Source organism: Microvirga sp. BSC39, assembly GCF_000739015.1.
Taxonomy (GTDB): domain Bacteria; phylum Pseudomonadota; class Alphaproteobacteria; order Rhizobiales; family Beijerinckiaceae; genus Microvirga.
Genome location: NZ_JPUG01000047.1, coordinates 1 through 13,465, shown reverse-complemented (window position 1 = coordinate 13,465; position 13,465 = coordinate 1). Strand labels below are relative to the sequence as shown.

Sequence of the window (13,465 nt, the reverse complement as noted above, 5' to 3'; positions counted from 1 at the left end):
GGATGGCCTTTCCCTGGGAGCGCTCCTATCCGCCCGGCGTCCGCTGGGATGCTCCCATTGTGCCGTCGACGCTGCCCAAGCTCCTCGATGACGCAGTAGAAGCCTATGGCGACAGGTCTGCCATCGAATACCGGGACCGGCACATCAGCTATGCCGAGATCGGCCGTCAGGCCGATGCGTTCGCTGCCGCCCTCCTCCGCTCAGCAATCGACGCGACCGGAGCAGTTGCGCTCTATCTGCCCAACACGCCCTATCACCCTTACTGCTTCTTCGGCGCCGCGAAGGCCGGGATCCGCCTCGCTCACCTGAGCCCGCTCGATGCCGAGCGGGAGCTGGCGCACAAGCTGCACGACAGCGGCGCACGCATTCTCGTGACCACCAATCTCGCCAGCATGCTGGCCATGGCTCTCAAGCTCCTGGATGCAGGCCATGTGGATCTATTGATCGTCGGCGAGGATACCGTCTGGGGACCGTGCCCGGCACCTGTCATGCCCATCCCCGAGCGGTCCGATGTCATCACCTTCGAGGCCTTCACGCGCGATGCGGCTGCGCCTGCGCAATGGCCTGCGATCACGCCGGACGACATTGCGCTGCTGCAATATACCGGCGGCACCACGGGCACGCCGAAAGGTGCCATTCTCACCCACGGCAATCTCACGGCGGCGGTCGCCATGTACGAGGCGTGGTTCGGCCCGCAGCTGAATACGCGCCCCGGCGAGCAGAAGGTGATCTGCGCCCTGCCGCTGTTCCACATCTTCGCCCTGACCACGATCCTGCTGCGGCAGATCAAGAACGGCAACGAGATCCTGCTGCGCCTGCGCTTCGACCCCGAGACCACATTGCGGGATATCGAGGTGAAGCGGGCGACCGCCTTCCCGGGCGTTCCCACCATGTGGATCGCGCTCGCCAATCATCCGGGGATCGAGAACCGCGACTTTTCTTCCGTAATCCATCTCAGCTCCGGCGGAGCGCCGCTGCCGGTCGAGGTGGGGGAGCGCTTCCATCGCCTGACAGGGCAGCGACTTCTCGGCGGCTGGGGCATGACGGAAACCTCTCCGGCCGGCACGAACCTGCCGCTCAAAGGACCGCCGAAACCGGGCTCCATCGGCATCCCCATGCCGGGCGTCGAGCTCGACATCGTATCCCTTGACGAGCCTCGCCGGGTGCTCGGCGTGCGCGAGACCGGCGAGCTTCGCGTCCGCGGTCTCAATGTCAGCCGCGGCTACTGGAATAAGCCGAAGGAGACGGCCGAGGCCTTCACCCCGGACGGCTTTCTCACCGGCGACATCGGCTATCGAGACGAGGACGGCTATTTCTTCATCGTCGACCGCCGCAAGGACATGATCATCTCCGGCGGCTTCAACGTCTACCCGCAGATGATCGAGCAGGCGGTCTACGAGCACCCGCAGGTCGAGGAGGCTCTCGTGATCGGCATTCCTGACACTTATCGGGGTGAGGCTGCCAAGGTGTTCGTGAAGCTGAAGAACAATGCGCCCGGTTTCACCCTGGAAGACCTGCAGGCGTTTCTCGCCGACAAGATCGGCAAGCACGAAATGCCGGCCGCACTCGAAATCCGCGAGGCGCTTCCGCGCACCTCGGTCGGCAAGCTGTCGAAGATCGAGCTGCGCGATGCCGAGCGACGCAAGGCGGAGAACGCCGCCCCATGACCAGCCGTCCCCATTCCCTTCGTTTCTCTGCCTAGAGGATATCGCCCATGGATCTGCGCTTCACCGATGAGGAGCTCGCCTTCCGCGACGAGGTTCGCGAATTCTTTCGCACCGCCCTGCCCGACTCGATCCGCCGCAAGATGATCGAGGGCCATCATCCGAGCAAGGACGACCTCGTCACCTGGAGCCGCATCCTCAATGCCAAGGGCTGGGCCGTGCCGCACTGGCCCGTGGAATGGGGCGGCACCGGCTGGAGCCCGGTGAAGCAGTACATCTTCCGGGACGAGCTGCAGCAGGCCCCGGCTCCCGAGCCGCTCGCCTTCGGTGTCAGCATGGTCGGGCCGGTGATCTACACCTTCGGCAACGAGGATCAGAAGCGCCGCTTCCTGCCGCGCATCGCCAATCTCGACGACTGGTGGTGCCAGGGCTTCTCGGAGCCCGGTGCCGGTTCCGATCTGGCGTCGCTCAAGACCACGGCCAGGCGTGAGGGCGACCACTACATCGTCAACGGGCAGAAGACCTGGACCACGCTGGCCCAGCATGCGGACTGGATCTTTTGTCTGGCCCGCACCGACTCCTCCGTGAAAAAGCAGGAGGGCATCTCCTTCCTGCTCATCGACATGAAGACGCCGGGCATCACCGTGCGTCCGATCCAGACCATCGACGGCGGGCACGAGGTCAACGAGGTGTTCCTGGACGACGTGCGCGTGCCGGTCGAGAACCTCGTCGGCCAGGAGAACAAGGGCTGGGATTACGCCAAGTTCCTGCTCGGCAACGAGCGCGTGGGCATCGCCCGCATCGGCATCTCGAAGGCGCGCCTGAAGCGCGTGCGCGAGCTCGCGAGCGTCGAGCGCATCGGGGACGTTCCGCTCATCGAGATTCCGCGCTTCCGCGAGAAGCTCGCGGCTGTCGAGGTAGAGCTGAAGGCTCTCGAGATGACGCAGTTGCGCGTGGTGGCGGCCGAAAGCCGGCGCGAGAAGGGCAAGCCCGATCCGGCTTCCTCGATCCTCAAGATCAAGGGCTCCGAGATCCAGCAGGCGACCACCGAGCTGCTGATGGAGGTCGTCGGCCCCTTCGCCATGCCGTACCACCCGGAGGAGGAAGGCCGCAACGAGCCCACCGACGGACCCGATTGGGCGAGCACCGCCGCGCCGACCTACTTCAACTGGCGCAAGATCTCGATCTACGGCGGCTCCAACGAAATCCAGAAGAATATTATCGCCAAGGCGATCCTGGGATTCTGACGATGAATGTCATCCCCGGCGGTCCGAAAGGGCCGGGAAGGGGATCCACCCGCACACTCGAATTGATGGATTTCCTTCCCCTCCGCTGCGCTCCGGCCGGGAATGACAAGGAGACAAGACATGGACTTTGATCTCAGCGAAGAACAGCGCCTTCTGAAGGACAGCGTCGACCGCCTCATGGCGGACCGCTACGACTTCGAGAACCGCCAGCGCTATGCCAAGGAGCCGGAGGGTTGGAGCCGGGCGCTGTGGAGCGCCTATGCGGAGCTGGGCCTCCTCGCCCTGCCCTTCGACGAGGCCCATGGCGGCTTTGGTGGCGGCCCCGTGGAGACCATGACGATCATGGAGGCTTTCGGTCGCTCGCTGGCGCTCGAGCCCTATCTTGCCACCGTCATTCTCGGCGGCGGCCTGCTGCACCACGGCGGCAGCGAGGAGCAGAAGGCCACTCACCTGCCCCAGATCGCATCGGGCGATCTTCGCCTCGCCTTCGCTCATACGGAGCGGCAGTCGCGCTACGATCTCTTCGATGTCGGCACAACAGCACAGCGCGACGGCGGCAGCTTCATCCTCAACGGGCAGAAGAGCGTCGTGCTGCACGGCGACAGCGCCGACAAGATCCTGGTGACCGCGCGCGTTGCAGGCTCACGCCGCGACCGCGACGGCATCGGCCTGTTCCTCGTCGATGCGAATGCGCCCGGCGTCTCGCGACGCGGCTATCCCACTCAGGACGGGCAGCGCGCCGCCGAGGTGACGCTGGAATCCGTGCGCGTCGATGCCGAGAATGTCATCGGCAATCCGGAAGGCGCTCTGCCGGTCGTGGAGAAGGTGACCGACATCGCCATCGCGGCCCTCGCGGCCGAGGCCATCGGCGCCATGGACGAGATGCTCAAGCTCACGGTCGATTACCTGAAGACCCGGAAGCAGTTCAACACCACCATCGGGTCGTTCCAGGTGCTGCAGCACCGCTCCTCCGAAATGTTCATCGCCCTCGAGCAGGGACGCAGCATGGCGATGTTTGCCGCCATGATGGCCCAGGAACAGAATCCGGAAGAGCGCCGCAAGGCGATCTCGGCCGCGAAGGTGCAGATCGGCCGCTCCGGCCGCTTCGTGGGGCAGCAGGCGGTCCAGCTGCACGGCGGAGTCGGCATGACCATGGAATACAAGGTCGGGCACCTCTTCAAGCGCGTGACGATGATCGACACCCTGTTCGGCGATGCCGATCATCATCTGTCGAAGCTTGCGGAAACCGGCGGCCTGATGGCGGCCTAAAGCATTTTCAGGCGAAGTGGACCCGGTTCGCCGTTGGGAAAATGCGACATAATGATTCGGAGGAGACGTCGATGCTGTTTCCCATAAGCCCGCGGGCCGAGGACCTGCGCCACCGCGTTACGGAATTCATGGAGGCCCATGTCTATCCGGCGGAAGAGATCTTCGAGCAGCAGCTCAACGCCATGCCCAACCGCTGGGGCGTGGCGCCGGTCATGGAGGATCTGAAGGAGCGCGCCAAAGCTCAAGGGTTGTGGAACCTGTTCCTGCCTAAGCGCCACTATCCGGATTCCCTGTCGAATCTCGAATACGCCATGGTGTGCGAGATCATGGGGCGCTCGCCCATCGGGGCCGAGCCGTTCAACTGCTCCGCGCCAGACACCGGCAACATGGAGACGCTCATTCTCTATGGCACGCAGGAGCACAAGGAGCGCTGGCTCAAACCCTTGATGAACGGCGAGATCCGCTCGTGCTTTGCCATGACGGAGCCGGAGGTGGCCTCGTCGGACGCCACCAACATCCGCACCGAGATCCGCCGCGAGGGCGACGAATACGTGATCAACGGGCGCAAGTGGTGGACCTCCGGCGCCATGGACCCGCGCTGCAAGATCGCCATCGTCATGGGCAAGACGAACCCGGATGCGCCCAAGCACCAGCAGCAATCGATGATCTTGGTGCCGATGGACACGCCCGGCGTGACGGTGGTGCGTCCGCTCACCGTCTTCGGCTATGACGACGCGCCGCATGGCCATGCGGAGGTTCTGTTCGAGAACGTGCGCGTGCCCGCCTCCAACATCCTGCTCGGCGAAGGGCGCGGCTTCGAGATCGCGCAGGGGCGGCTGGGCCCAGGCCGCATCCACCATTGCATGCGTTCCATCGGCTTGGCCGAGCGCGCGCTGGAGACCATGTGCAAGCGGGCCCTGTCGCGCAGCACTTTCGGCAGGCAGGTGGCCGATCACGGCGTGACACGCCACTGGATAGCGGAGTCGCGCATGGAGATCGACCAGGCTCGCCTGCTGACGCTGCAGGCCGCGCGCATGATGGACGAGGTCGGCAACAAGGCGGCCCGCGCCGAGATCGCCATGATCAAGGTGGTGGCCCCGAACGTGGCGCAGAAGGTCGTGGACCGGGCGATCCAGGTCTGCGGCGGCGGCGGCGTATCCCAAGACTTCCACCTGGCTTACGCCTATGCCCGCGCCCGCGTGCTGAGACTCGCGGATGGCCCCGACGAGGTGCATCGCGAGACCATCGCCAAGATCGAGTTCTCCAAATACAAGGCCGCCGACCGGCCGCACAATGCAGGGCCTGCCGCATGACAAACCCCTTCGATCTTACTGGAAGGGTCGCCATCGTCACTGGCTCGAGCCGCGGCATCGGCCGCTCCATTGCGGAAACCATGGCGTCGCTTGGCGCGAAGGTGGTGGTGTCGAGCCGCAAGATCGAAGCCTGCGAGCCTGTGGTCGACGGCATCCGCCAGAGAGGCGGAGAGGCCATCGCCATTGCCTGCAACATCTCGCGCAAAGCTGAGGTCGAAGCGCTCGTCGCCGAGACACGGGAGCGTCTCGGGCCGGTGGACATCCTGGTCTGCAACGCTGCCGTCAATCCGGTCTACGGCCCCATGAGCTCCTTGAGCGACGAGGCCTTCGACAAGATCATGGGCGCCAACGTGAAGAGCAATCTCTGGCTCTGCAATCTCGTGATGCCGGACATGGCCGAGCGGGGCGGCGGCGCGGTGGTGATCGTCTCGTCGATCGCGGGACTGCGGGGCACGGGGGTAATCGGCGGCTACGGGATCTCGAAGGCGGCGGACTTTGCCCTCGCGCGCAACCTCGCAGTGGAATGGGGGCCGCAAAATGTGCGGATCAACTGCATCGCGCCGGGCCTGGTCAAGACGGATTTCGCCCGCGCCTTGTGGGAGGACCCGCAGGCCCTGGAGCAGCGCAACAGCCAGACGCCCCTGCGCCGGATCGGCACCCCCGACGAGATCGGCCCCGTGGCCGCCTTCCTGGCCTCGTCGGCATCAAGCTTCATGACCGGCCAGACCGTGGTCGTGGATGGCGGCGTCACGATTGCATGACGGAGTGGAACAGGAGAGGCGCGATCCCGTTCCACTCATGATCGTCATCAAGACCTGGGCCCATGGGTAACCTGCTTCGCATCATCCTCGCCATTCTTCTGCCACCGGTCGGCGTGTTCTTCACCGTGGGCCTTGGCGGTCAGTTCTGGCTCAACATCCTGCTGACGATTCTGGGCTACATTCCCGGCATCGTCCACGCGGTCTGGATTATCGCTAGGCGGAACCCTTCGCCGTATCGCTGAAGCCCTTAGTCTCCCCTGGTGCTGGAGCGCACATCGCGGGATCTGTCATCCGAACGGTGCGCAGGTTCGGCCGTTTCTCTCATGCAGGCAGCGACACCCTCGCGCCTCGACGAGAGCAGACCTTGATGACGATTTTCGATCCCATCTCCGGACGCCAGATCACGGTTGATCTTTCAGCAAAGCCATGCCGGCCGATCATTCGGCAGGAAGGCTTCGCCGGAGGTGAGCAACAGGTTCGTGCAGGTCAGAGATCGCGCGCGGGAGAAGGATTGAAATCTCCCGATCCGTCTCCTCGTAAGCGTTTCAACGCCTGAGTCGTTGAAGAAGATCGCTCAAGATCAGAACGTCAGAACTCTGCTTTGAGTGTGAGGCAAGGTGCCGCGACGCGGCTGTGGGTTGGAACCGCCCTAGTCATCGGACGTTACGTCGCGATCACCTAAGGAATTGAACCCATGAGAAAATTTGCCCTTTTGGCTGTAGCTGCCATCGGTTCTGGTCTCTTCATCGGCACGCCCTCAATGGCCCAGCCGGCGATTCAGTTCGGCATCGGCCCCGACGGTCGCCCTCAGATCGGCGTTCGTGATCCTCAGCAGGAGGAACGCGAGCGGCGCGAGCGGTGGCGTGAGCGCCGGGATGCCGAGCGTGCCTACGAGCAAGGACGGCGTGACGCCCGCCGCAATGAGCGGCGCTATGGCGCCTACGAAGAAAACTGCCGGAATGTCACCATCGTGGAAGAGGATCGCTGGGGCGGTTCTGTCACCCGGCGCGTTCGCCGCTGCGACTGATCGCATTCGGACCCTCGCATGTCGGCCGATCTCCCGGCGCATGCGAGGGTCCTTATACCTCACGGCCAATTTTTCTTGCCAAGGTTAGCCTGAGGTTAACCCTATCGTCCCTAAGGTCGAGGCTCCAAGGTATAGGAGCCTCACGATGCGTACCCTCAAGAACTCGCTTGTCCTGCTTGTGTCGGCTTCGGTGCTTGGCCCGTTCTTCGTGATCTCAGCCTACGCCACAACGATCCTAGCCTCCGCTTTCATCGGGAAGTAGGTTCGTTCGAGAGACATGAATTGTCCGAGGACCACTGATCCCGGATATCTCTGTTGCTGATCGCAACGTCCGTCAGGGCTAATAGCTGTCTTGGAGGGAGCGACCTGTTGTGCCTGACCTCTTGCTCCAAACGAGCTGAGAAGTGGCGCACCCGACACGATTCGAACGTGTGACCTTTGCCTTCGGAGGGCAACGCTCTATCCAGCTGAGCTACGGGTGCTTGCGGCGGTTCGCCTGAGAAACAGTCAGTAAATCCAGTCAGTTACACTGCCTAAGGTAGCAGCCTCGCATACCTTGGCAAGAGGTTTAGCGCATGAGTTCAAAGCCGATTTGTCACACTCACTGTGACAACCGTTGTGACAGGCTGAGCCCCACCCCACTGGGGGAACCGTTCTGAACAAAGGTCTCACGATAGGCTCAGAGATTTTTGCAGAAAAATTTCAAGGACCAGTGTCCCGCCGCACGTAGACGAACATTCCTTTCATTATCAGTAAGGATACGTGAATTGACCGATGTGAGTTGAAGGCTGAGACTGGTCCCGACTGATCGCATCGGTCACTCCCTTTAGTAAACTGAGGTCCCACTCACGGGGCCTCTTTTGTTTGGCCAAGGCTATGCCCTTTTAGGGTCAAGATTATCGCTACGCTGCACATATCGCTGTGCGGGAGCCTTGCCATGAGACTGCTCAACGTCACGCTTCTGCTAATCCTCGCCGTTGTTATTCTGACCCCAGTCCTTGCCTTGCTCGTGTACTTGGCAACTATCCTACTTCCTTACCTCGTGCTGCCGTGAGGTTAGCTTTGGCAATTCATGAATTAGCCAAGCGACCATTTCTTCCCTCGTCCTGAGATAGTCTGGCATCGGGATGAATCGATCAGGGCCGGGCGATGCCAGTTGCTGGGCTGTTTCCCTGTTTGAATGAGCAGAACTTGTCGGCTGAATCTGGGCAGACCGTCTTCTAAACCAAATCGACGGTACAAATAATCCTGCTACGGCAACAAAGATCATCATCAATGATACCGCTACATCCATGGCTCAAAGCCCCTGTTGGTCAGGCGGTGAGTTCGCTCAGTAGTTAAGTTGATGAAGCTTCTGCTCCTGAGCAATACGACTATGTTCTGCCAAATATCTTATTGCCAAGCTGGAACCTTATTAGCTGTTCACGGTTCGGTGATCACTGTCATATGTTAATCACCCGTTTCATTATAGCACGCCGCAGAGGCCATACCGAGGGTTCTCACTCCTATGAGCCTGAACACCATTGGATTGTCGCGTACTAACACCCTTTCTACCTTGGCTCCCGCAGTGGATCGCTATGTTCGTGAAACATACAGCGAGCTTCTCAAACTGCCTGTGCCTCAGCGGTTCTACGATTTGTTCAACTCATACGAAGAGCAACGCAAAAGCTCTTACTCAAACAGGGGAAGCCTGCCTTATGGGACAACAATACAAGCCGAGCCCGAAAGCGCTGATTGTTGAGGACGATGTAGAACTCAGGTCACTAGCCGCCGCACTGTTGGAAGAAACTGATCTAGATATTGTTGAGGCTTCCAGCGGCGAGGAGGCTTTGCACTACCTGCACCATCATGCGGATGAGGTCGCCTTCCTGTTTTCTGATGTGAGGCTTCCGTGTCTTATGGACGGTGTAGACCTTGCGCGGACGGTCAGACTGAAATGGCCTTGGGTGCGGACAGTCCTTACCTCTGGTGCTCCCCTTGAAGACAAGCATGAGAAAGCGTTGAGGGATGTGAGGTTTATGCCCAAGCCGTGGAGGGCACTGGACGTGCTGGTTGAAGCTGAGAAGGCTACTCGCCAAACGATCCAATAAAATACCCTGACAAACTCACAGGTCAGCACCCTCTCAGTTGCAATGGTTGGCTTCTGAGAGGGCTGCGTCCTAATATGAGGCGTGATCACCGAATAGCTGAGGCGCGATGAAAGAAAGCTGGATAGGCGCTCGGCTAACTCTTGGTACTTCCCGTTTCATATCAGGCGTCCTAGCCTCCTGCCTCACCCGCTGGCGTGGCACTAGGTTCGACATAGGTCGGTAGCGTTTGAGCTTCGGTCCTTCTCTATCGGTTTCATGGACAATCTTACTCGCGGCTTCACCTATCGTGGACCTCATAGCGACAATAGGTGAACCCTCATGTTTCATGATGATGGGTGTGTTGTCCGGTACACCCTCGGCTCGCAGGGTACGGGCTGAGGTAAAGAACGGTGTCTTGCTCTCGCAGAGCAGTCTTTGACCTAGGAACGCAGCAAAGTGCCCCCGGACCAGTGGACGGATGGTAATGTTCATTGATGTTCTCGATTGATCGGGTTTGAAAAGGAAAAGCCGGGATCGACGAGGATCACTGGCTATTAGGTTGTGATTGTAATGGGTGAGGCGCAGGGCAAAGGCGGCGTTCGGCTTGTCAGGAGTAGGATAGCCCCACTTCGTGATTGGAAGGCTTCCTGATCGCCTTCTCTCTGATCCGGATGCCCTGACCTGTGATGACTCGATAATGCCTGAGCATCAGGTCGCGAGTGATCTGCTTCTTGGACTCAGGAACCATGATCCCGTCGTGCATGGGAATGAACCCAATGCCTCGCTCGATCAGGTCCAGCAGAACCGCGACGAGAATGTCGCTTTCCTTCCGCATGAGCGTCAAACCCACAGCGGTGTAAGCGTACTGCTGGAAGAGAGGGATATGCACGAAGATCAGTTCTTCCATTTCCCTCCATCGCAACGGAGGTCTTGACCCATCCTCCTGGGCAACGTCCTCAGGATAGTTCTTTATCCGACGAGAGGCGTTGAGGATGGAGTAGGCACATTGCTTGATTGCATCCCGCAACTCCTCATAGCCCTCGATCTTAAAGGGATCAGGAGCATCAGGGTCAAACTCTGTGCCATCATAGACATGGAGGAGAGCGACGAAGCATGATCCGAAGTCCAAGTCAGCCAGAGGCTCACCGTCAATGCTGAGGTAATGCCTTTCACCTTTGGGTAAGTTCATCGGCCAGTAATCGTAGAGTCTTCCGCCTTGGTTCCAGTCACCGTTGTTAAAGATGCGGGCAACATGGTCGTGCATCAGGTTGACCCTGAGCTTCCCGTCATAATGAGAGGAGTGATTCTTAAGGTGACGATTGATCCGCCTGACCTCACCACGAAAGGTTTTGGTCATAGGTGTATCGCAGTAAAGCATTTGCTGACTTGATGAGCCTTTGCTCCTGTCTTGCGTCTTGGTTCTCAGATGGATGACCTCTGTATCGTCTCGCCATCGGGTGAGGCTATGGATGGGGACCGTCAGGAGAGGTGTGAGGCGTCGGGTGAGGTCGTCAGTGGGCCTGACCCGTGTAGCCTCCCTGACGCATTTGTAGGCGCCATGATAATTGCAAGTGATCTTGTGTTTGCCTGATCCAAGATCCTGCGTGATCAGCCCTGATGAAACCATTGCTTCCAGCGCCTTGATAGTACTCCCGTATGTTGCCTTATCGGGTCGGTAGCGGTTCTTGGCCGGAAAGAAGCTCTTGTTCCTCGGCACGATCAGCACTTGCTCACCGACCTGCATTGCGCTCACGAAGTTAGCTATCAAGGATCGGAAGACATATTCCACTCCATAAGGTTTCTTCCGGCTCTCAGGAAGGTAAGTCATGACCAAAGGCCAAAGCTGCTTGCAAAGCTCATTAAGACCCTCAGCGGGGATAAGATCAGGGTTGAAGAATGGGTGATTGGATAGGGTAGGGGTAAACGGGTTTGTATCCGTCATGCACGGATTGATCCTTTTTGGTTATGTTGATGGGATGCTCACCTGGATAAGCAGGACGCAAGGCATCGTGGCCTGACGAGAGGCATATATCGCAGCCTTTTATGAATCAGCAGGTGTGTTGGTGGGTAGAGATTCTGAATAAGGAATCTATTGGAGAAGAGGGGAGGATGGGATTAGGTTTAATCTCACCCTCACCTTCGACCTAACAATCTATTACATACATCGTACCTAACCGTATTGGTCTAACACGACTAGAGTTCGTCATTATTCGGTTGGTAGTCATAATGATTTGGTCTGCCCGATGGTTAGGCTGCTGCTCTTCGTGGTGGGAAGAACCCCAAAACCCCAAGGGATGTGTCATGCCCCTGAGTGAGCAGTCTGGTTCAGCGAGGCTCAGCACATTGTATTGCTAGTGGTAGTCGAAATGACTGAGCCTCAGGATTAGACCTATCAAATCAGTGTTGGGCTTAGCTCGCTTCGATCAGGTAAGAGCGCGACCCTTTGTCCAAAGGTCACATGAGCGGTCCGGTTGACCAAGATTGAGCAAGATCGTGTCACTCAAATGGGTGTCAAAATGTTCTAGGCTCAGGGCTAGGCCTATCTATAATCACACCATGATCCTCAAAGGGTTAGTGTCAGGGTGAGTTACTCGCCTAACAAGACGTACTCCAAGCCCATCAGATCATCCTTGGGCTGAGCCATGGCCTCACTTAGGCAGTGATTGGGTTAGGCGTGGGCTTAGCGAAGGTCTGAGTTAACAGAGCGATCATGCATAACGGTTCAGCAATGTGGCATTGCTCTGGGCTAGGAGAAAGGCTCTAAGCAGATCAATGCTTTGTAAGTCAGACTTCATCGCATATCGTTGCATCTTGAACAGGAGCTAGTGCTGTAATTGCGCCTCTGGAAGCACCTAGCCAAGCAACCACTGAGATTGACAGGGCCAAGACCCGGGACATTGAAGTTGAACAATATAAGCTTGCTGTCGAAATGTGGGACAGGGTTCGCGCTCGACGACAAGGAATGAATACGTTTTATGTTACTATCAATACCGCTATCTTCGCTTTGATTGGCGCAAAAGCAGATATTCTAAGTGTAAGGCTTAGTTCCGAATATTTTCCAGTACCGATCATTGCATTGACCGGAATTGCTGTCTGTTGCCTGTGGTTCATGCTCATATCTGTCTACAAGTCGCTGACGGATGATAAGTACAAGATTATTTGTGCGCTTGAAGGGCGGCTTCCATCGAAGCCATTTACTGATGAGGCTAACGACGCTGAGACTTAGTGCCCGTTTGAGAATTGCTACGGATGAGCGATGCGGCGGAGCATGAGGCTGCTCATGGCCACTCCGATCATAGCCTCGGAGACGTCGCAGTGCTCTTCGTAGTCGCGCACCAGCCGGCGCCAGCGCGTCATCCAGCCGAATGTTCTCTCCACAACCCACCGGCGTGGCAGTGCTTGGAAACCCTGCTGGTCGGGCAGCTTGCGTACGATCTCGATCACGAAATCCCGGTAAGCCGCCTCGCTCATCAGCCGCCCACGGTCGTAGGCCCCATCGGCAAACAGGTGCTTGAGCCACGGCCAGCGCTGACGCACGGCCTTGATGATTTGCTCGGCCCCTTGAGCATCCTGGATGTCGGCGGTTGTGAGGTTGACCATGAGCAGGCGCCCGTCTGTGTCCACTGCAATGTGCCGCTTGCGGCCCTTCACCTTCTTGGCCGCGTCATAGCCGCCTCCGCCCGGGGCTGCAGGCGCTTTGACCGTCTGGCTGTCGATCACGCCAGCCGTCGGGCTCGCCTCCCGGCCTGAGCGCTCGCGGTCCAGCATGAGAGCGACATCGTGCAGGGTCTGGAACAGCAGGCGGCGGACAAAGCGCCGGAACCACCAATACACCGTCTGCCACGGCCCGAACTCATGCGGCAGCATGCGCCAGCCGCAGCCGGTGCGAGCCAGATAGCGGATGGCGTTGAGGATCTCGCGCAGATCCACCTTGGGCTTGCGGCCACGCCGGGTGGGTTGAGGCAGGATCGGCCTGATCCGCTGCCATTCCTCATCGGTCAGGTCGGTCGGGTAGCGCTGCCGCTCAAAGGCCTTCTGGCGCTCACGATGCTCTTTGGTCCACATCCGGCTCATGTGGACTCAAGACTAGCCCAATCTAACCCACTGCGACATTC

12 protein-coding genes and 1 tRNA gene are annotated in these 13,465 nt (G+C 59.3%); 10 read left to right on the top strand and 3 right to left on the bottom strand.

Going from position 1 to position 13,465, the window contains the following annotated elements; genetic code table 11:
* Positions 1-2 precede the first annotated feature (2 nt).
* From pimA to MA07_RS05855, 8 genes are all read left to right on the top strand, one after another.
* Positions 3-1,667 carry a dicarboxylate--CoA ligase PimA gene (gene pimA, locus MA07_RS05885; protein WP_036347983.1) on the top strand — a complete coding sequence of 555 codons (1,665 nt, stop codon included), beginning with the start codon at positions 3-5 and terminating at the stop codon, positions 1,665-1,667.
* 47 nt (positions 1,668-1,714) lie between these two features.
* Entirely contained in the window at positions 1,715-2,911 is a 1,197-nt protein-coding gene (gene pimC, locus MA07_RS05880; RefSeq protein ID WP_036347981.1) for a pimeloyl-CoA dehydrogenase large subunit, read from the top strand.
* Positions 2,912-3,031: 120 nt separating this feature from the next.
* On the top strand, positions 3,032-4,180 hold the full coding sequence (locus MA07_RS05875) for an acyl-CoA dehydrogenase family protein (protein ID WP_036347979.1): 1,149 nt from the start codon (positions 3,032-3,034) through the stop codon (positions 4,178-4,180).
* Positions 4,181-4,251: 71 nt separating this feature from the next.
* Positions 4,252-5,493: an acyl-CoA dehydrogenase family protein gene (locus tag MA07_RS05870; RefSeq protein ID WP_036347977.1), complete on the top strand. Its 1,242-nt coding sequence runs from the start codon at positions 4,252-4,254 to the stop codon at positions 5,491-5,493.
* Entirely contained in the window at positions 5,490-6,254 is a 765-nt protein-coding gene (locus MA07_RS05865; RefSeq protein WP_036347975.1) for an SDR family oxidoreductase, read from the top strand. The genes MA07_RS05870 and MA07_RS05865 overlap by 4 nt, the downstream gene beginning before the upstream one ends.
* A gap of 62 nt (positions 6,255-6,316) precedes the next feature.
* Positions 6,317-6,496: a YqaE/Pmp3 family membrane protein gene (locus tag MA07_RS05860; protein WP_036347973.1), complete on the top strand. Its 180-nt coding sequence runs from the start codon at positions 6,317-6,319 to the stop codon at positions 6,494-6,496.
* Positions 6,497-6,621: 125 nt separating this feature from the next.
* Positions 6,622-6,810 (top strand): hypothetical protein, encoded by a 189-nt coding sequence (locus MA07_RS29505; protein ID WP_152568754.1) that lies wholly within the window; start codon positions 6,622-6,624, stop codon positions 6,808-6,810.
* 138 nt (positions 6,811-6,948) lie between these two features.
* Positions 6,949-7,281: a hypothetical protein gene (locus MA07_RS05855; protein WP_152568753.1), complete on the top strand. Its 333-nt coding sequence runs from the start codon at positions 6,949-6,951 to the stop codon at positions 7,279-7,281.
* A 405-nt stretch (positions 7,282-7,686) separates the two neighbouring features.
* On the opposite strand, the gene MA07_RS05850 is transcribed toward MA07_RS05855, so the two are convergent.
* A tRNA-Arg gene (locus MA07_RS05850) sits at positions 7,687-7,763 on the bottom strand.
* A 1,101-nt stretch (positions 7,764-8,864) separates the two neighbouring features.
* Here MA07_RS05850 and MA07_RS05845 point away from each other — a divergent pair.
* Positions 8,865-9,371 carry a response regulator gene (locus MA07_RS05845; protein WP_348270398.1) on the top strand — a complete coding sequence of 169 codons (507 nt, stop codon included), beginning with the start codon at positions 8,865-8,867 and terminating at the stop codon, positions 9,369-9,371.
* Positions 9,372-9,957: 586 nt separating this feature from the next.
* Here MA07_RS05845 and MA07_RS05840 read toward each other — a convergent pair.
* Positions 9,958-11,292, bottom strand: a complete 1,335-nt coding sequence (locus MA07_RS05840; protein ID WP_152568752.1) for a hypothetical protein — start codon at positions 11,290-11,292, stop codon at positions 9,958-9,960.
* A 1,020-nt stretch (positions 11,293-12,312) separates the two neighbouring features.
* Between MA07_RS05840 and MA07_RS29500 the strand changes: the two genes are divergently transcribed.
* Positions 12,313-12,576 (top strand): hypothetical protein, encoded by a 264-nt coding sequence (locus tag MA07_RS29500; RefSeq protein ID WP_152568751.1) that lies wholly within the window; start codon positions 12,313-12,315, stop codon positions 12,574-12,576.
* A gap of 17 nt (positions 12,577-12,593) precedes the next feature.
* On the opposite strand, the gene MA07_RS05835 is transcribed toward MA07_RS29500, so the two are convergent.
* On the bottom strand, positions 12,594-13,415 hold the full coding sequence (locus MA07_RS05835) for an IS5 family transposase (RefSeq protein ID WP_036345733.1): 822 nt from the start codon (positions 13,413-13,415) through the stop codon (positions 12,594-12,596).
* Positions 13,416-13,465: the final 50 nt, after the last annotated feature.

What these genes read in the sequence shown, in the direction of transcription:
- MA07_RS05860 (WP_036347973.1), top strand. Translation starts at nt 6,317, where the DNA reads ATGGGTAACCTGCTTCGCATCATCCTCGCCATTCTTCTGCCACCGGTC.
- MA07_RS05855 (WP_152568753.1), top strand. Translation starts at nt 6,949, where the DNA reads ATGAGAAAATTTGCCCTTTTGGCTGTAGCTGCCATCGGTTCTGGTCTC.
- MA07_RS05870 (WP_036347977.1), top strand. Translation starts at nt 4,252, where the DNA reads ATGCTGTTTCCCATAAGCCCGCGGGCCGAGGACCTGCGCCACCGCGTT.
- MA07_RS29500 (WP_152568751.1), top strand. Translation starts at nt 12,313, where the DNA reads ATGAATACGTTTTATGTTACTATCAATACCGCTATCTTCGCTTTGATT.
- MA07_RS05840 (WP_152568752.1), bottom strand. Translation starts at nt 11,292, where the DNA reads ATGACGGATACAAACCCGTTTACCCCTACCCTATCCAATCACCCATTC.
- pimA (WP_036347983.1), top strand. Translation starts at nt 3, where the DNA reads ATGGCCTTTCCCTGGGAGCGCTCCTATCCGCCCGGCGTCCGCTGGGAT.
- MA07_RS29505 (WP_152568754.1), top strand. Translation starts at nt 6,622, where the DNA reads ATGACGATTTTCGATCCCATCTCCGGACGCCAGATCACGGTTGATCTT.
- pimC (WP_036347981.1), top strand. Translation starts at nt 1,715, where the DNA reads ATGGATCTGCGCTTCACCGATGAGGAGCTCGCCTTCCGCGACGAGGTT.
- MA07_RS05865 (WP_036347975.1), top strand. Translation starts at nt 5,490, where the DNA reads ATGACAAACCCCTTCGATCTTACTGGAAGGGTCGCCATCGTCACTGGC.
- MA07_RS05875 (WP_036347979.1), top strand. Translation starts at nt 3,032, where the DNA reads ATGGACTTTGATCTCAGCGAAGAACAGCGCCTTCTGAAGGACAGCGTC.
- MA07_RS05835 (WP_036345733.1), bottom strand. Translation starts at nt 13,415, where the DNA reads ATGTGGACCAAAGAGCATCGTGAGCGCCAGAAGGCCTTTGAGCGGCAG.